Consider the following 16,238-nt stretch of genomic DNA (forward strand, 5'->3'; position numbering starts at 1 on the left):
CCGCCGGGATGTCCCGTGCTGCCCGGCTGCGTGACCTCACCGACCGGGAGAGGCACCCGCCGATCATGAACATCCGCCGCAGCGCCGCCGCTCTGGCCGCCGCCACCGTCGTGCTGGGTGCCGCCGTCCCCGCCGTCGCCGCCACCCCGTCCCCCACCCCGTCGGTGGCGATACCCGACGGGCTGTACGGGACCGCCGACCCGACGTACGACGGCGTCTGGCGCCAGTCGCTGGCCCTGCTCGCGCAGCGGACCACGGGCGTCACCCCCGCCGACCGGGCCGTGGCCTGGCTGACCGGACAGCAGTGCGCCAACGGCGCCTTCGCCGCGTACCGCGCGGACACCGCCAAGGCGTGCGACGCCAAGCTGATGGTCGACACCAACAGCACGGCGGCTGCCGTCCAGGCGCTGGCCGCGCTGGGCGGCCACCGCGCCGAGACCGAGAAGGCCGTCACCTGGCTGAAGTCGGTCCAGAACGCCGACGGCGGCTGGGGCTACACCCCCGGCGGCGCGAGCGACGCGAACTCGACCTCCGTCGTGGCGGGGGCGATGGCGGCGGCCGGGCAGCAGCCCTCGGAGGTGAAGAAGGCCGGCAAGTCGTCGTACGACGCTCTCGCCAAGCTCTCCATCCCGTGCGACAACGACGCCGAGGGCGGCGCGTTCGCGTACCAGCCGGACAAGAAGGGCGGCCTCGCGGCCAACGCCGACGCGACGGCGGCGGGTGTGCTCGGCGCCCTCGGCAAGGGGTTCGTGACGACGGCAGGCAAGACGTCGGCTGCCCCCGCCTGCGACTCCGCGGACGCGGCCAGCCCGAACGGACTCGCCCGCAACGGTGCGGAGTACCTCGCCGGAGCGGTCGTCGCCGACGGCTATCTGAAGTCCGCCCTCCCCGGCGCCGAGGACCAGCCCGACTACGGCAACACCGCCGACGCCGTCGTCGCCCTCGCCGCGCAGGGTGCGGTCGAGCAGGCGAAGAAGCCCCTCGCCTGGCTCGAGCAGAACTCCGCGGCCTGGGCGAAGCAGAGCGGCCCCGCCGCCTACGCCCAGCTCGTCTTCGCGGCCCACGCCACGGGCGCCGACCCCCACCGCTTCGGCGGCGCCGACCTGGTCGCCCAGCTCAACGCGACGGGCCCGGCCCCGCAGGCCGCGACGAAGGCCACCGGGGCCGACACCGACGCCGACGCCGACGCCGACAAGAAGGACGACTCGGATTCCGGTTACGGCGTCTGGTGGATCGTCGGCGTCTTCCTCGTCGCCGGCATCGGCATCGGCTTCCTGATCAGCGTCCGCGGCAGGAAGCGGCAGCCGTGACGCGCCGGTGGGCCACCCTCGTCCTCGCCGCGCTGCTGCTGTCCCTGACCGGCACGGTCCCGTCGGCCCAGGCCGCCGGCTACCGCTACTGGTCGTTCTGGGACCGCTCCGGCGACGGCTGGACGTACGCCACCCAGGGCCCGTCCACCGCCCGCCCCGCCGACGGCGACGTCCAGGGCTTCCGGTTCGCGGTGAGCGCGGACTCCCAGGACGCGTCGCAGCCGCGCGGCGCGGCCTCCTTCGCGGCGATCTGCGCGAAGACGCCCGCGCGGGACGACACGAAGCGGGTGGCCCTGGTCATCGACTTCGGCACGGCGGCCGACGCCCCGAGCGGCGAGACCCCGCCGTCGCCGCGCACGGCCTGCGCCCGGGTCTCGCCCGACGCGACGACGGCCGAGGCGCTCGCCTCGGTCGCCGAACCCCTGCGCTACGACACGAACGCCCTGCTGTGCGCGATCACCGGGTATCCGCGGACGGGCTGCGGCGAGCAGGTGTCCGGACAGGCGCCGGGAACGGACGAGCCGACGTCCACCGCGCGGCCGGACACGACGAAGGAGACGGAGGGGAAGGCAGCCGAGGAAGCGGGCGGCGGGCCGTCCGTGGGCCTGTACGCAGGTGCGGCGGCGGTGGCGGTACTGGGCGCGGCGGCGGTCTGGCAGGCCCGGCGGCGAGGATCCCGCCGGAATGGCTGACGGCAGCCCCCGGCGCGCCCCGCTCCACCCCGCCGCCTGGTGGCTGTGGGCCCTCGGTCTGGGCACCGCCGCCACCCGCACCACCAATCCGCTCCTGCTCGGTCTCCTCCTCGCCGTCTCCGCCTACGTCGTCACCACGTGCCGTCCCGACACCCCCTGGTCCCGCTCCTACTCCGCGTTCCTGAAGCTCGCCCTCGCCGTCCTCGTCATCCGGCTCGTCTTCGTCATCGCCCTGGGCTCCCCGATCCCGGGCACGCGGGTGCTCGTCACGCTCCCCGAAGTCCCGCTCCCCGACTGGGCGCAGGGCATCCGGCTGGGTGGCGCGGTCACGGCCGAGGGCCTGCTCTTCGCGTTCTACGACGGTCTGAAGCTGGCGGCGCTCCTCGTCTGCGTGGGTGCCGCCAACGCCCTGGCGAGCCCCTCCCGCCTCCTCAAGACGCTGCCCGGCGCCCTGTACGAGACGGGCGTGGCGGTGGTCGTGGCCCTCACCTTCGCCCCGAACCTCATCGCGGACGTCCACCGCCTGCGCGCCGCCCGCCGCCTCCGGGGCCGCCCCGACACGGGTCTGCGCGGGCTGCTCCAGGTGGGCCTGCCGGTCCTGGAGGGCGCTCTGGAGCGTTCCGTCGCCCTCGCCGCCGCGATGGACGCCCGCGGTTACGGCCGTACCGCCGACGTGCCCGCCCCCGTGCGCCGGACGACCGCCGCCCTCACCCTCGGCGGTCTGCTCGGCGTCTGCGCGGGAACGTACGGCCTGCTCACCGCGGCGGGCGGGAGCTACGGCCTCCCGGTGCTGTTCACCGGAGTCGTCGCGGCCCTCGCCGGGCTGCGGCTGGGCGGCCGGCGCTCACCGCGCACCCGCTACCGGCCGGACCGCTGGACCCCGCGGGCGTGTCTGACCGCCGCCTCCGGTGCCGCGGTGGCGGCCCTCCTCACCGTCGCCGCGTCCGCCGACCCGGCCGCGCTGCACCCCGGGGTGGTCCCGCTGACCGCTCCCGCCCTCCCCCTGTGGCCGGCGGCGGCCGTACTCCTCGGCCTGCTCCCCGCCTTCCTCGCCCCCGAAAGCCCACCGCCAGACCCAGCACATCCAGCAGATCCGGCAGATCCGGCAGATCCGGCAGATCCAACAGTCCGAGCAGTCCGAGCAGTGACCGAGGAGCCGTCGTGATCCGCTTCGAGAACGTCTCCGTGACGTACGACGGCGCCACCGAACCCACCATCCAGGACGTCGACCTGACCGTCCCCGAGGGCGAACTCGTGCTTCTGGCGGGGCCGTCGGGCGTGGGCAAGTCGACGCTCCTCGGCACGGTGTCCGGCCTCGTCCCGCACTTCACCGGCGGCACCCTGCGCGGCCGGGTAACGGTCGCCGGCCGCGACACCCGCACCCACAAGCCGCGCGAACTCGCCGACGTCGTGGGGACGGTGGGGCAGGACCCGCTCTCGCACTTCGTGACGGACACCGTCGAGGAGGAACTCGCCTACGGCATGGAGTCGTTGGGCCTCGCGCCGGAGGTGATGCGCCGCCGTGTCGAGGAGACCCTCGACCTGCTCGGCCTGGCCGCCCTGCGCGACCGGCCCATCGCCACCCTCTCCGGCGGCCAGCAGCAGCGGGTCGCGATCGGCTCGGTCCTCACCCCGCACCCGCGCGTCCTCGTCCTGGACGAGCCGACCTCCGCGCTCGACCCGGCGGCCGCCGAGGAGGTCCTCGCCGTCCTCCTCCGCCTCGTCCACGACCTCGGTACGACGGTGCTGCTGGCGGAGCACCGCCTGGAACGCGTCCTCCAGTACGCCGACCAGGTCGCCCTGCTGCCCGCCCCGGGCGCGGCCCCGCTCCTCGGTACCCCTGCGGACGTCATGGCCGTGTCCCCGGTGTTCCCGCCGGTGGTGGGCCTGGGCCGACTGGCGGACTGGTCCCCTCTCCCCCTGACCGTGCGGGACGCCCGCCGCCGCGCCGGTGACCTGCGGGAACGGCTTGCGGGACAGTCCGGTCGACGGACAGCCGACGCCGAGCCTCCGCCACCCGCCACACCCCTGCCCGGCGCGGGGCCCGCCGCATCCCTGCCCGGCCCGGGGCCCGCCGCACCCCTACCCGGCCCGGCACCCGCCGCGCCCCCGCCCGGCCGGCCCGCCGGGCCCCGGCAGCCGCCTCTCGCCACGGCCGCGGATGCCCCGGCCTCGCCCGGCCTCCCGCCCGGAGCGACGGCGCCCCCGGCGCTCACGCCCGGGCAGGACGCCCGGCGACACCCCGCCGGACGGGAACCGGACCGCTCGGGCCGCCCCCTTCCTCCGGCTCCCGAGCCGCCCCGACCGCGCTTCGCCGGCCTCCGCAGGAACCGCCGCCCGTCCGCCCCCACGACTCCCGCGGCCCCCGTCGAGGCCCGCTCCCTCTCCGTGCGCCGGGCCCGTGTCCAGGCGCTGCGCGGGGTGGATCTCACCGTCGTGCCCGGCGAGACCGTCGCCCTCATGGGCCGCAACGGCGCCGGCAAGTCGACGCTGCTCAACACGTTCGTAGGCCTCGTCGAGCCGTCGGCGGGGACGGTCCACGTGGGCGGTCTCGTGCCGCACCGCACCCCGCCCCGGGACCTGGTCCGGCGCGCCGGTCTGGTCCCGCAGGAGCCGCGCGACCTGCTGTACGCCGACACGGTCGCCGCCGAGTGCGCGGCCGCCGACCGGGACGCGGGGGCCGCCCCCGGCACCTGCCGGGCCCTGGTCTCGGACCTCCTCCCCGGCATCACGGACGACATCCACCCCCGCGACCTCTCCGAGGGCCAGCGCCTCACCCTCGCGCTGGCGGTCGTCCTCACCGCCCGCCCGCCTCTGCTCCTCCTGGACGAGCCGACCCGCGGCCTGGACTACGCGGCGAAGGCGCGCCTGGTCGCCGTCCTGCGCGGGCTGGCCGCCGCCGGGCACGCGATCGTCCTGGCCACCCACGATGTGGAGCTGGCCGCGGAACTGGCCCACCGGGTGGTGCTGCTCGCGGAGGGCGAGGTGATCGCCGACGGCCCGACGGCGGAGGTGGTGGTCTCCTCCCCCTCCTTCGCCCCACAGGTGACGAAGATCCTCGCCCCGCAGGAGTGGCTCACGGTCGCGCAGGTGCGCGAGGCCTTGCGGGAGGCGCTGCGATGACGAGGCCCAGGTGGCGCCCCGTACCTCTGGGTCCCCGTTCGCTCGCCGCGTTGGCGCTGGTCAGCGCGGTGGGCGTGATCGCGTTCGGCTGGCCTTTCCTCGCCCCGCCCACCTCCGCGCTGAACGCGCACGCCCAGGACGCTCCCTGGCTGTTCGCGGGCCTGCTGGTGCTGCTGGTCGCGGTCGTGGCGGCGACGATCTCCGAGTCGGGGCTCGGCGCGAAGGCGGTGGCGATGCTGGGCGTGCTGGCGGCGACGGGCGCGGCCCTGCGTCCGATCGGCGCGGGGACGGCGGGCATCGAGCCGATGTTCTTCCTGATGGTGCTGAGCGGCCGGGTGCTCGGTCCGGGCTTCGGCTTCGTCCTCGGCTCGGTCACGATGTTCGCGTCCGCGCTGCTGACGGGCGGGGTGGGCCCGTGGATGCCGTTCCAGATGCTGGCCATGGGCTGGTTCACGATGGGCGCGGGCCTGCTGCCGGGCGCCGACCGGCTGCGCGGCCGCGCCGAACCGGCCCTCCTCGCGGCCTACGGCTTCGCGGCCTCCTTCGCGTACGGGACGGCGATGAACATGGCCGGGTGGCCCTTCATGGGCGCGCTGGCCTCGGGGGTCGCCTTCGATCCGGACGGGACGGTGCCCGCGAACCTGGCCCGCTTCGCCGCGTACTGCGTGGCGACCTCGCTGGGCTGGGACCTCGGGCGGGCGGTGGTCACGGTCCTGCTGACCCTGACGCTCGGCCCGGCGGTGCTCAAGGCACTACGCAGAGCCACCCGCCGCGCGGCTTTCGAGACCGCGGTCACATTCGAGGCCCCGCCGAAGGCCCCCGAAGGCCGTTGACCGGTGAACCACCCCACATGACTCACATCACCTACTACCCGACCTAGTCGGACAAAACGGACGCCATGCCCATGCCATTATGAGCTCTGACCTGGGCATTGAGAGCCAGCTCACACGAAGCGCCGACTCCCCGAATACGACCACAACTAGCAAAAGGGGTCTTTGCGGACGGCGCTCGATCCTGTTTCTCTGGATGACGTCGCAGGGTGCCGACGAGCCCACGGGCCTCGGCACCACGGCATGCAGCCACCCACCGCAACCACACGGTGCGGCCACGCACCGCGTGACTCCGGCATGCAAGCGACCGCCATCGTCCCCGAAGAAAAAAGGTTCTCCGTGTCCGTCTCCGTCATCCGTCGCATCGCTTCCCCGAAGAAGGCCCTCACCGGCATCGCCGTCGCCGCCGCCACCGCGGGGATGGCGCTGTCCGCCGCCCCCGCCCACGCCGCGACGACGTCCTCCGCCTCCCAGGCCCAGGCGATCGCGCACAAGATGATCCCGGACGCGGCTCAGTACAAGGCCTTCTCCAACATCGTGAAGCACGAGAGCGGCTGGAACGTCAGCGCCACCAACGCCTCCTCCGGCGCCTACGGCCTCGTCCAGGCCCTGCCCGCCTCCAAGATGGCCTCGGCCGGTTCCGACTGGAAGAGCAACGCCAAGACCCAGATCAAGTGGGGTCTGGACTACATGAACTCCCGCTACGGCAGCCCGGTCGCCGCGTGGAACTTCTGGCAGGCCAACGGCTGGTACTGAGCCACGCCACCGCGCTGAACAAGCGCCCCCGTACCGTCGAAGGCGGCGGCCCCCGATCCCCGGGGCCGCCGCCTTCGGCGTTTCCTCACCTCGCCGTGCTCCACTGAGCGGATGACCGGCACCGACCGCCCGACCGAGCCCCCGGAGCCCCCGGAGCGCCCGGAACCCCCAAAACCCTCGGAGCCCTCGGAGCCCTCAGAACCCTCCCGGGCCCCGGAGGCACGCGGGGTCCGCCTGGTCCCCGTCCTCCTCGTACTGACCGCCATGAGCGGCCTGATCGACGCGGTCACCTATCTCGGCCTGGGGCATGTCTTCACCGCCAACATGACCGGCAACGTCGTCGTCCTCGGTTTCGCCGCCGCCGGCGCCCCGGGTTTCTCGGTCCCCCACACAGCGACCTCGCTCGCCTGCTTCCTGGTGGGCGCGGCCACCGGCGGCCGGATCGCACGGCGGACGGGCGACACCTCACCGCGTACACCGGCCCGCGTCATGCTGACCGCCGAGGCGCTCCTCCTGGCCGTAGCCGCGGCCGTGGCGTCCGTCACCGCGGACGACGCCCCGGCCACGGTCTACACGATCATCGCCCTGACCGCTTTCGCGATGGGCCTGCGCAACGCGACCGTCCGCAGACTGGCGGTGCGCGACCTCACCACGACCACCGTCGTGACGATGACCCTGACCGGCCTGGCCTCCGACTCCCGGGCGGGCGGCGGCACGGGCCGGCGCTCGCCACGCCGTACGGCGGCCGTGGCCGCGATGTTCTCGGGCGCGGTGCTGGGCGCGGTCCTGGTCCTCCACAACGACCTGGCGATCCCGCTGCTGCTGGCCGCGACGACATCGGCGGTCCTGGCCCTGACGGTGTCCGGCAAGGAGTGATCAGAGTGATCAGGCGGCCGGCGGAGTGATCGGGTGCGGCGCTACTCGCTGTAGTTCTTCCCGATGGGCCTCCCGGGGATCGGCTTGGCGATGAGCGCGACCGGGACGAACAGGCTGAAGTGGCCGATCGCCATGGTGAGCGTCCAGAGCTGCTCCTCGTCGTAGAGTGCGGACGCCTTGGCGAACAGCTCGTCGGAAACGCGTTCCGCGTACGGGTTCGGGGTGAGGACCGCCTCCACGAGCTCCAGTGCGATCCGTTCGGCGTCGGTGAAGTAGGGGGCGCCCTGCCAGGTGGCCACCGCGGTGATGCGTTGCTCGGTCTCCCCCGCCTTACGGAGTTGGCCGGTCAACGCCACTGCGTGGTAGGTGCTGCCGACGATCTGCGCGGCGCGGTACAGCATCAGGCCGATGGTGGTCTTCGGAACCGGCCCGTTCCAGACGGCGCCGCGCACGGCTCCGGAGAGCTTGGACAGCTCGGGGAAGAGGTGGGTGAGGTCGGGCAGCCGCGACCGGATGCCGCCCTGCTCCCCCGCCGCACCGTCCGTCGTCGCGTCGGTCGGCGTCGCGTCACTCGTCGAGTCGGTCGGCGTCGCGGCCGTCGTCGCGTCGGTCGCCGTCGCGGCACCCACCGCATCGGTCGGCGCGCCGGTCGTCGGGTCGGTCGTCGTCGGGTCGGTCGTCGTCGTGTCGGTCGTCGTAGACGTGGACATGGCGAGGTCGTCCTTCCTTCGTCCTGATGGATGTCTCACCGGTCCGACAACGCAGGCGCTCGGAATGTGAGGTGGGGTGCCGATGTCACGTTCGGGGGCGCTGTCTTGTCTTAGTGGTGAGGACAGACGCGACCGAGGGAGCCGGCGACACCATGACCACACCGCCCCAGCCGGAAGACGGCCGGTCCGACCCGTGCCTGAGCGCGATCACGGGCGAGCGGCGGCAGCTGATCAACCTCGCCTACCGGCTCCTCGGCTCCCTCGCCGAAGCCGAGGACGCCGTGCAGGAGACCTACGTCCGCTGGTACACCCTGTCCCCGCGGCAGCAGCGAGCCATCGAATCCCCCGGCGCCTGGCTGACCAGGGTCACCGGCCGCATCTGCCTCAACCTGCTCAACTCGGCACGGGCCCGACGCGAGAACTACGTCGGCCACTGGCTCCCCGAGCCCCTGCCCGAACCCACGGAGTGGTCAGGCGGCCGGTCGGGCGGCACGACCGTCGACCCGGCCGACCGCGTCACCCTCGACGAGTCGATCGACATGGCCTTCCTCGTCGTACTCGAATCCATGACCCCGGCCGAGCGCGTCGCGTTCGTCCTGCACGACGTCTTCCGCTACCCGTTCGCCGAAGTCGCCGACATCGTCGGCCGCACACCGGCGGCCTGCCGTCAGCTGGCCTCCTCGGCCCGCCGGCGCATCCGCGCCGCGCAGCCGCCCACACCTCCGACCGGCCGGCAGGCCGGCATCGTCAGGAACTTCAAGCGGGCCTGGGAAGCCAAGGACATCGAGGCCCTCATCGGCCTCCTCGACCCGGACGTCATGGCGACCGGCGACGGCGGGGGCCTCGCCACCACCGTGCGCCGCCCGCTCGAAGACGCCGGGCAGCTCGCGCGCGGCCTCGTCGATCTCGTCGACAGGCTGGCCGACCTGACGATCCTGGAGCGGACCGTCAACGGCCGGCCCGGCCTGGTCGCCCGGCAGGACGGCGTCGTCGTGACCGTCTACGCGTTCGACATCGCGGACGACCGGATCACGCACATCTGGGCCGTACGCAACCCCGAGAAGCTCCGCCCGTGGAGGTGAGCCGTGGCGTCGGGACCGATCGAGCCGCGACCCACCTCCCCCGGCGGCTCTCACCCCGCGCTGACCCGCAGCTCCTTCACCCCGTTGATCCAGGCCGACCGCAGCCGCCGGGGATCGCTCACGAGCCTCAGGTCGGGCAGGGCGTCGGCGATGGCGTTGAAGATGAGGTTGATCTCGAGCACGGCGAGTGACTTGCCGAGGCAGAAGTGGGGCCCGCCGCCGCCGAACCCGAGGTGCGGATTCGGATCCCGGGTGACGTCGAACTCGTCGGGCCGCTCGAACACCTCGGGGTCGCGGTTGGCGGAGGAGTAGAAGAGCCCGACCCGGTCACCCTTCCTGATCAGCTTCCCGCCGAGTTCGGTGTCCTGGGTGGCGGTCCGCTGGAAGGCGATGACGGGCGTGGCCCAGCGCACGATCTCCTCGGCGGCGGTGTCCGGCCGCTCCCGCTTGTACAACTCCCACTGCTCGGGATGGGTGAGGAAGGCGTGCATCCCGTGGGTGGTGGCGTTCCGGGTGGTCTCGTTCCCGGCCACGGCCAGCATCAGCACGAAGAACCCGAACTCGTCGGAGTTGAGGTTGCCCTCGTTCTCGGCGGCCACGAGCGTGGAGACGATGTCGTGAGCGGGGCACTGCTTCCGCTCGGCGGCCATGTTCATGGCGTACGCGAGAATCTCGGCGGCGGACTGCTGCCCGACCTCCGCCGTGATGGCGAACTCGGGATCGTCGTACCCGATCATCTTGTTGGACCAGTCGAAGATCTTGGAACGGTCGTCCTGGGGTACGCCGATCAGCTCGGCGATGGCCTGCAGGGGCAGCTCCGAGGCGATGGACGTGACGAAGTCGAAGGAGCCGTCCTGCGCACGGGCGCGGTCGACGATCGCCGTGGCCCGGTCGCGCAGCCGCTCCTCCAGCGCCCGGATGGCCCGGGGTGTGAACCCGCGCTGCACGATCTGCCGCACCCGCGTGTGCTCGGGCGGATCCATGTTCAACAGGATGAGCCGCTGAGCGTCTATCGAATCCCGCTCGATGTGCTCGTTGAACCGGATGATCGCGGTGTTGAGGTAGGAGGAGAAGATCTCGGGGTGGGTCGATACGTACCGGACGTCGGCGTGCCGGGTCACCGCCCAGTAGCCGTCGTCCTGGAAACCGGCCACATTGCCCGTCTGAGGGATCCAGCGGACCGGTTCTGCGAGCCGCGACTCGGCGAACTCCGGCAGCGGCACATGGTGTTGCAGCAGGTCGGGATCGGTGAAGTCGAACCCGTCGGGAAGCGCTGGACAGGGCATCGGCGGCTCCAGCCATCTGACGATGCGATCTGACGGTTCATCAGAAATAGATGCGGTGAAGGTAGTTCAGGACCCTCGAGCCTGCAAGACCCTTGCGGTGACGCACATCACGTAAGCAGACTGCACACAGCGAAGAACTAGAACACGTACTAGTTCCGAAGGGATCCGCACCCATGGCCGCCGAACCCGTGATCGTGGAAGCAGTCCGCACACCCATCGGCAAGCGCGGCGGCGCGCTCGCCAACCTGCACCCCGCCTACCTCCTGGGCGAGACCTACCGCGAACTCCTCGGCCGCACCGGCATCCCCGCCGACGCGGTCGAGCAAATCGTCGGCGGCACGGTGACCCACGCCGGCGAACAGTCCATGAACCCCGCCCGCACCGCCTGGCTGACCGTGGGCCTCCCGTACGAGACGGCCGCGACGACGGTCGACTGCCAGTGCGGCTCCTCGCAGCAGGCCTCGCACATGACAGCGAACATGATCGCGGCCGGTGCCATCGACGTGGGCATCAGCTGCGGAGTCGAAGCGATGTCCCGCGTCCCCCTCGGCTCGGGCTCGAAGCACGGCCCCGGCAAACCGTTCCCGGACGAGTGGAACGTGGACCTCCCGAACCAGTTCGAGGCGGCGGAACGCATCGCGCGCCACCGGGGGCTGAGCCGGTCGGACGTAGACGACCTGGGCGTGCTGTCACAGTCTCGGGCGGCGACAGCCTGGTCGGAGGAACGCTTCAAGCGCGAGACGTTCGCCGTCCAGGTCCCGACGACGGAGGAGGAACAGGCGGCCGGCCAGGGCATGTGGCGCCTGGTCGACCGCGACGAGGGCCTGCGCGACACCTCGCTCGACGCCCTGTCCCGCCTGAAGCCGGTCATGCCGACGGCGATCCACACGGCCGGCAACTCGTCCCAGATATCGGACGGCGCGGCGGCGATCATGTGGGCGTCGAAACGCATGGCCCGCGCGCTGAAACTGAAGCCGAGGGCGAGGATCGTCGCCCAGGCCCTGGTGGGCGCGAACCCGCACTTCCACCTCGACGGCCCCATCGACGCGACCCGCGCCGTCCTCGGCAAGGCGAGCATGTCCCTGAAGGACATCGACATCGTCGAGATCAACGAGGCCTTCGCGTCCGTGGTGTTGAGCTGGACCAAGGTCTTCGACCAGGACCTGTCGAAAGTCAACGTCAACGGCGGAGCGATAGCCCTCGGCCACCCCGTCGGCGCGACGGGCGCCCGCCTCATCACGACGGCCCTCCACGAACTGGAGCGCACGGACAAGGAGTTCGCCCTAATCACCATGTGCGCAGGCGGCGCACTGGCAACCGGCACGATCATTCAGCGCCTGTAGCGCCACCACCGGCCCAGGCAAGGAACGTCGAGAACGCGGCGGGCTCGATCGTGAAGATCGGGCCCGCCGGGGTCTTGGAGTCGCGGACGGCGACGGTGGCGAGGGTCCCGGCGAGTGTGGTTCGAGTGCGCTGCTCCGCACTTCAGGGCAACAACCCCCGACAACTGCGAGCAAGTTCCTCGCCGATCTCCCTGACCTCCGCATCGTCGCTCCGACCGGCCTGGGCGATCAGTTCACCGAGAGCCGGCCAAGCTTCGATGTGGGTCAGCGAGAAAGTTTCTGTATCAGCCAGGAAGTCGCGCAGGTAATCGCCAGGAGCCCGGCCCCGAAAGCGGGAGACCACAGCCAGCCCCTTGGAATGTCCTGAAGAGGAGCTATCAGCCAGAACATCCCCGAGGTGACCACCCACGCGCCGAGCATCCGCAGACTCATCGCGCGCCGCGAGAGAGGCTTTGCCTGTTGCGCCTTCTGCCGTACCTCCTCGTACCTGCCCGTCCTCGCGTAATGGGCATGCAGCCATCGGGCATTACGGCACACCGCCCATCCGAGCAGCCCCAGCCCCGCACCGATCAGGGCCGCCTGAGACAGAATCACGGGATCGTCGAAGCCGGACAAGGCCGCAGCGATCACCAGCGCCATCAGAGTTCCGCTCGCTGCCCCGACGCGCACGGGATGGCGAGCCGCCGCCACTTCCAGCCGGGAAGGAGGCTCACCTGTCCCCAAGACCCGGTCGACCGTCAGTAACGCCTTCTCCCAGCGACGCATGTCCACCCCCATGGAATCCCGTGGAATCCCGCAGCATCCATCAGGAGGACGGCCCGGCTGATGTGCGAGAACCTCAGCCTTCGTTGATACGCGGCGACCCGCAGCCCACGAACCCGTCCCCCGCCCCGTCCGTGACGACCAGCTTGGCTTACCTGGACCCGTGATGTCCCGGGATCCCCACGACCGACCCTCGCCCCGCCCCGGACGGCTCAGCGCAGCGGAGTCGGGCGGGCGCCTGAGCGGTAGCGGGTGATCGCCCTCAGGGCAGCGGCGGTCAGCAGGCACACGCCGGCGATCAGGGAGCCCACGGCGAGGAGCGCCAGAACGACCAGGGTGGGGTTGATCCAGGCCGGAACGAGGTCGTACGAGGCGTTGCACTTGTTGTGCAGCGGGAAGACCTGTGACGGCTCGCGCCAGTGCTCCGTGCGGTAGGCGTCGTCGTACTTCTGGCCCTTCAGGAGCGCGCAGGTCTCGGCCACGTCCAGGCCGCCGGACCACGCTCCCCAGAACCACGTGAGGAACAGCCCCACGCACGACAGTGCCGAGAGCGTCAGCCAGAAGACCGGCGTCCGCCGCATGATCCACGTCTTCGCGTTCCCGAACCTCGCGTTCCCGATCATCGTGTTCCCGGCCCTCGTACTCTCGGTCCTCGTACTCTCGGTCCTCGTACTCCCGGCCGTCGTGCTCCCGAGCCTCGTGTTGCCGAACCTCGTGTTGCCGCCCATCCTGTGATTCTCCCCTCCCGGTGATCAGAACGCTCCGTTGCCCCCAACTGCCGTCTGTACCATGCGTTTTGTCCCGTGCGCGCACTCAGCGGGCCGGGGTGGCGGTGGCCACGGGGAGGGGACGGAACATGCTGAGCGAGGCGTTGACCGCGGCTGCGGCCGGTGGGGGGATGGCCGTCGTGCAGTCGGCCGGGTCGGACGGCTGGACCTGGTTCAGGGCTCGGTGCGCCCGGCTCGTCGGACGGGGGAACGTCGACGCCGAGCGGGAGACGATCGAGCGGCTCGACCGGACCGCCGCCGCGCTGGACGCCGTCGCCGAGGGCGACCGGGAACGGGTGCGGGCGGTGCACGCGGTGTTGTGGCAAGGGGAGTTCGCCTCGCTGCTCGAAGCCCTGGCGCAGGAGGAGCGGGACCAGCTGGTCGAGCAACTCGTCCAGCTGACCCGGGAGTTCGGCGCCGGTGACGGGGCCAAGGGCGGATCCGTGGGCGGGAACACCTTCCACGGGCCCACCGCTGTCCAGACCGGCGATCACAACCGGCAGGAGAACCATTTCGGGTCCGGCGGATGACCGACCCCGATCCCGGCGGCGTCGCGCCGGGCCCCGGCGACAGAGATGCACGTGACACGGATTCCCGTGGCACGAGTTCCGGTGACGGGGAATCCGGCCACAGACACTCCGTCTCCGGCAACGTCTTCCATGGGCCCACCGCCTTTCAGGTCGGCGACCACAACACCCAGCACATTCATCACCACCTCGCTCCGGCCGCCCCCGAGGACGCCCTCGACACCACAGCCGACGAACTCGCCCGTGTCGTCGGCGCCCAGTGGCAGGAGGAGGCCGGGCTGCGGCGACTGCTCGAACCCGCGCCGCTGCCCGTGCGGTGGCGGGTGAGTGAGCGGAAGGTGGCGGGTCGGGTCGTCGGGGCGACGGGTGAGGGAGCGGGGCGGGCGCGGTTCGAGCCGTTGCCGGGGCTCGGGACGGCCACCCGGGACCGGATTCGTGGGGGTGGCGGGCTGCCCGAACTGCATGCCGTCTACGGCGGGTTGGCTTCGGGTCGACTGCTGCTCGTCGGGCCGCCGGCCGCCGGGAAGACCGCCGCCGCCGTGCTGCTGCTCCTCGACGCGCTCGCCCATCGGGCCGCGCGGGCCGCACCCGCGGACCGGGCCCGCGTGCCCGTCCCCGTGCTGCTCTCCCTCGACGGGTGGAACCCGGGCGAGGACACCGCCGCCGACTGGGCCGCCGACCGGCTCAGCCGCGAGTACACGCTGTTCCACGGGAAGGGCGGACGCGCCCGTGCCCGGCAGCTGCTCGAACAGGGGCGTATCTCCCTCTTCCTCGACGGCCTCGACGAGGTCACCGGGAGACTGCGCGGGGCCATGGTCGGCGCGCTGGAGACGGCGCCCTTCCGGCTGGTGCTGGTGTCGCGGGCCAGGGAAGCGGTGCTCACCGCGAAGAAGGCGCGGCTGGGCGGCGCCCTCGCGGTGGAGATCCAGCCGGTCCGGCCCGCCGACGCGGCCGGATATCTGCTGAACCGGCTGCCCTCCGCTCCGTCCCCGGCCTGGCAGGAGCTCACCGGGCGGCTCCTCACGGAGACCGGACCGCTCGCCGCCGCCCTCGCCGGACCGCTCGCCATCGCCCTGCTCCGCGACGTCTACGGCGACGACGACCCCGTCGACGAACTGCTCGACACCGCCCGCTTCCCCACCGCCGCGGCCGTCGAGAACCATCTCCTGGACCACGCGGTCGTCGCCGCCTACACCCGGCGCCCGGGGCACCCCCGTCCGCGCTACTCCGTCAGGACGGCCGAACGCACGCTCCGGTACATCGCCGCCCGGCTCACCCTGGAGGGGACGCGCGATCTGCGCTGGTGGCACATTCCCGGGTGGACGGGCCACCGGCCGCGGATGATCGCCGTGTGGATCGTCTCCACGGTGGTGTGCGGGCCACCAGGCGTGATCATGGCCTGGAGCCTGACTCCGTCCCTCCCGACAGTGCTGCTCGGTGCCGCCGCGGCAATCGTGGGCGGCTACATGATGGCCGTCCAGTTCGTCGCGCGCAGTGTCCCGCAACCGCTGTCGAGCGCCGGCTGGCGCGACATCTTCACCCGGAGGACGGTCAGGGCGGGCATCACCCAGTGGCTGTTCGTGGGCACCGGTCTCGTCTGGGTGATACCACTGGTGGTCGACAACGCCCCGCCGTACTGGTTCTGGTATCTGGTCACGCTGCCGCTCGGCTTCAGCGAGGTGCTGGTCACGGGGCGGGGCTACGAGATCATCGCCTTCACGCCTTTCCTCTCCGCGGGCGCGGGACTCTACGACAAGGTGCGTGAGGACTTCGCCCGGCCTCCGGTCGTGGACACCCGGTCGGTGAGCCCACGTGACGTGTGGCGGCACCACATAGGGCTGCGCCTCTTCCTCGGGCTGCTCACCGGCCTCGCCCTCGCGCTGTACATCGGCCCCATGGTGGCCTGGTCCACATTCTGGCTGCGGGGGGCGGAGTTCGGGCTGACGGCCTTCCTGTGGACCGGCGCGACCTCGGCCATGGTCGGCAACCTCGCCGTCGCCACCGCCCTCACCGCCGTACAGCTCCACCACGAGGAGGGCACCCCCGTACGGCTGATGCACTTCCTGGAGGACGCCCGTCGCCGCAATCTGCTGCGGGCGACGGGCCCCGTCTACCAGTTCCGGCACGCGCGGCTCCAGGAGCGGCTGGCCGCGAGAAGCACGCCGGAGTGATCC

16 protein-coding genes and 1 pseudogene are annotated in these 16,238 nt (G+C 72.2%); 12 read left to right on the forward strand and 5 right to left on the reverse strand.

Going from position 1 to position 16,238, the window contains the following annotated elements; genetic code table 11:
* The first annotated feature begins 65 nt into the window (after positions 1-65).
* The 7 genes from ABT070_RS01765 (at position 66) to ABT070_RS01795 (ending at position 7,587) form a co-directional block, all read left to right on the forward strand.
* Positions 66-1,310, forward strand: coding sequence for an SCO2321 family membrane protein (locus tag ABT070_RS01765; RefSeq protein WP_351754394.1), 1,245 nt, complete (start codon positions 66-68; stop codon positions 1,308-1,310).
* Entirely contained in the window at positions 1,307-2,002 is a 696-nt protein-coding gene (locus ABT070_RS01770; RefSeq protein WP_351753190.1) for an SCO2322 family protein, read from the forward strand. The genes ABT070_RS01765 and ABT070_RS01770 overlap by 4 nt, the downstream gene beginning before the upstream one ends.
* Positions 1,995-3,167, forward strand: coding sequence for an energy-coupling factor transporter transmembrane component T (locus ABT070_RS01775; protein WP_351753193.1), 1,173 nt, complete (start codon positions 1,995-1,997; stop codon positions 3,165-3,167). Before ABT070_RS01770 ends, ABT070_RS01775 begins: the two co-directional genes overlap by 8 nt.
* Entirely contained in the window at positions 3,164-5,125 is a 1,962-nt protein-coding gene (locus ABT070_RS01780) for an ABC transporter ATP-binding protein (RefSeq protein WP_351753196.1), read from the forward strand. The genes ABT070_RS01775 and ABT070_RS01780 overlap by 4 nt, the downstream gene beginning before the upstream one ends.
* Positions 5,122-5,958: an ECF transporter S component gene (locus tag ABT070_RS01785; RefSeq protein ID WP_351753199.1), complete on the forward strand. Its 837-nt coding sequence runs from the start codon at positions 5,122-5,124 to the stop codon at positions 5,956-5,958. The genes ABT070_RS01780 and ABT070_RS01785 overlap by 4 nt, the downstream gene beginning before the upstream one ends.
* 336 nt (positions 5,959-6,294) lie before the next feature.
* Positions 6,295-6,711, forward strand: a complete 417-nt coding sequence (locus ABT070_RS01790) for an aggregation-promoting factor C-terminal-like domain-containing protein (protein ID WP_351753201.1) — start codon at positions 6,295-6,297, stop codon at positions 6,709-6,711.
* A 111-nt stretch (positions 6,712-6,822) separates the two neighbouring features.
* Entirely contained in the window at positions 6,823-7,587 is a 765-nt protein-coding gene (locus ABT070_RS01795; protein ID WP_351753204.1) for a YoaK family protein, read from the forward strand.
* A 41-nt stretch (positions 7,588-7,628) separates the two neighbouring features.
* Here ABT070_RS01795 and ABT070_RS01800 read toward each other — a convergent pair whose 3' ends face one another.
* On the reverse strand, positions 7,629-8,297 hold the full coding sequence (locus ABT070_RS01800) for a carboxymuconolactone decarboxylase family protein (protein WP_351753207.1): 669 nt from the start codon (positions 8,295-8,297) through the stop codon (positions 7,629-7,631).
* A gap of 152 nt (positions 8,298-8,449) precedes the next feature.
* Between ABT070_RS01800 and sigJ the strand changes: the two genes are divergently transcribed.
* Positions 8,450-9,379, forward strand: a complete 930-nt coding sequence (gene sigJ, locus ABT070_RS01805; protein WP_351753209.1) for an RNA polymerase sigma factor SigJ — start codon at positions 8,450-8,452, stop codon at positions 9,377-9,379.
* A gap of 50 nt (positions 9,380-9,429) precedes the next feature.
* Here the strand turns inward: sigJ and ABT070_RS01810 are convergent, their stop codons facing one another.
* Entirely contained in the window at positions 9,430-10,665 is a 1,236-nt protein-coding gene (locus ABT070_RS01810; protein ID WP_351753212.1) for a cytochrome P450, read from the reverse strand.
* Between the two features lie 173 nt (positions 10,666-10,838).
* On the opposite strand from ABT070_RS01810, the gene ABT070_RS01815 reads away from it, so the two are divergent.
* Complete coding sequence (locus ABT070_RS01815; protein WP_351753216.1) at positions 10,839-12,008, forward strand: steroid 3-ketoacyl-CoA thiolase; 1,170 nt, start codon at positions 10,839-10,841, stop codon at positions 12,006-12,008.
* Here the strand turns inward: ABT070_RS01815 and ABT070_RS01820 are convergent.
* From ABT070_RS01820 to ABT070_RS01830, 3 genes and pseudogenes are all read right to left on the reverse strand, one after another.
* Positions 11,992-12,108: pseudogene (locus ABT070_RS01820) on the reverse strand (DUF397 domain-containing protein); the annotation flags it as partial. The gene ABT070_RS01815 and the pseudogene ABT070_RS01820 overlap by 17 nt on opposite strands.
* Positions 12,109-12,272: 164 nt before the next feature.
* A complete protein-coding gene (locus tag ABT070_RS01825; RefSeq protein ID WP_351753219.1) occupies positions 12,273-12,773 on the reverse strand; it encodes a hypothetical protein in 501 nt (166 codons plus the stop codon).
* 209 nt (positions 12,774-12,982) lie between these two features.
* Positions 12,983-13,351 carry a PH domain-containing protein gene (locus ABT070_RS01830; RefSeq protein WP_351753222.1) on the reverse strand — a complete coding sequence of 123 codons (369 nt, stop codon included), beginning with the start codon at positions 13,349-13,351 and terminating at the stop codon, positions 12,983-12,985.
* Between ABT070_RS01830 and ABT070_RS01835 the strand changes: the two genes are divergently transcribed.
* The 3 genes from ABT070_RS01835 to ABT070_RS01845 all read left to right on the forward strand — a co-directional run bounded on the left by ABT070_RS01835 (position 13,350) and on the right by ABT070_RS01845 (position 16,235).
* Positions 13,350-13,505: a hypothetical protein gene (locus tag ABT070_RS01835; protein WP_351753224.1), complete on the forward strand. Its 156-nt coding sequence runs from the start codon at positions 13,350-13,352 to the stop codon at positions 13,503-13,505. The genes ABT070_RS01830 and ABT070_RS01835 overlap by 2 nt on opposite strands.
* A 121-nt stretch (positions 13,506-13,626) precedes the next feature.
* On the forward strand, positions 13,627-14,067 hold the full coding sequence (locus ABT070_RS01840) for a hypothetical protein (protein ID WP_351753226.1): 441 nt from the start codon (positions 13,627-13,629) through the stop codon (positions 14,065-14,067).
* On the forward strand, positions 14,064-16,235 hold the full coding sequence (locus tag ABT070_RS01845; protein ID WP_351753227.1) for a hypothetical protein: 2,172 nt from the start codon (positions 14,064-14,066) through the stop codon (positions 16,233-16,235). Before ABT070_RS01840 ends, ABT070_RS01845 begins: the two co-directional genes overlap by 4 nt.
* Positions 16,236-16,238 lie beyond the last annotated feature (3 nt).

This window comes from Streptomyces sp. NPDC002884 (assembly GCF_040295245.1).
GTDB lineage: Bacteria > Actinomycetota > Actinomycetes > Streptomycetales > Streptomycetaceae > Streptomyces.

Coding starts and splice junctions, on each gene's coding strand:
- ABT070_RS01775 (WP_351753193.1), top strand. CDS start 1,995: ATGGCTGACGGCAGCCCCCGGCGCGCCCCGCTCCACCCCGCCGCCTGG.
- ABT070_RS01810 (WP_351753212.1), bottom strand. CDS start 10,665: ATGCCCTGTCCAGCGCTTCCCGACGGGTTCGACTTCACCGATCCCGAC.
- ABT070_RS01830 (WP_351753222.1), bottom strand. CDS start 13,351: ATGCGGCGGACGCCGGTCTTCTGGCTGACGCTCTCGGCACTGTCGTGC.
- ABT070_RS01840 (WP_351753226.1), top strand. CDS start 13,627: ATGCTGAGCGAGGCGTTGACCGCGGCTGCGGCCGGTGGGGGGATGGCC.
- ABT070_RS01845 (WP_351753227.1), top strand. CDS start 14,064: ATGACCGACCCCGATCCCGGCGGCGTCGCGCCGGGCCCCGGCGACAGA.
- ABT070_RS01765 (WP_351754394.1), top strand. CDS start 66: ATGAACATCCGCCGCAGCGCCGCCGCTCTGGCCGCCGCCACCGTCGTG.
- ABT070_RS01835 (WP_351753224.1), top strand. CDS start 13,350: ATGATCCACGTCTTCGCGTTCCCGAACCTCGCGTTCCCGATCATCGTG.
- ABT070_RS01785 (WP_351753199.1), top strand. CDS start 5,122: ATGACGAGGCCCAGGTGGCGCCCCGTACCTCTGGGTCCCCGTTCGCTC.
- ABT070_RS01795 (WP_351753204.1), top strand. CDS start 6,823: ATGACCGGCACCGACCGCCCGACCGAGCCCCCGGAGCCCCCGGAGCGC.
- ABT070_RS01800 (WP_351753207.1), bottom strand. CDS start 8,297: ATGTCCACGTCTACGACGACCGACACGACGACGACCGACCCGACGACG.
- sigJ (WP_351753209.1), top strand. CDS start 8,450: ATGACCACACCGCCCCAGCCGGAAGACGGCCGGTCCGACCCGTGCCTG.
- ABT070_RS01815 (WP_351753216.1), top strand. CDS start 10,839: ATGGCCGCCGAACCCGTGATCGTGGAAGCAGTCCGCACACCCATCGGC.
- ABT070_RS01825 (WP_351753219.1), bottom strand. CDS start 12,773: ATGCGTCGCTGGGAGAAGGCGTTACTGACGGTCGACCGGGTCTTGGGG.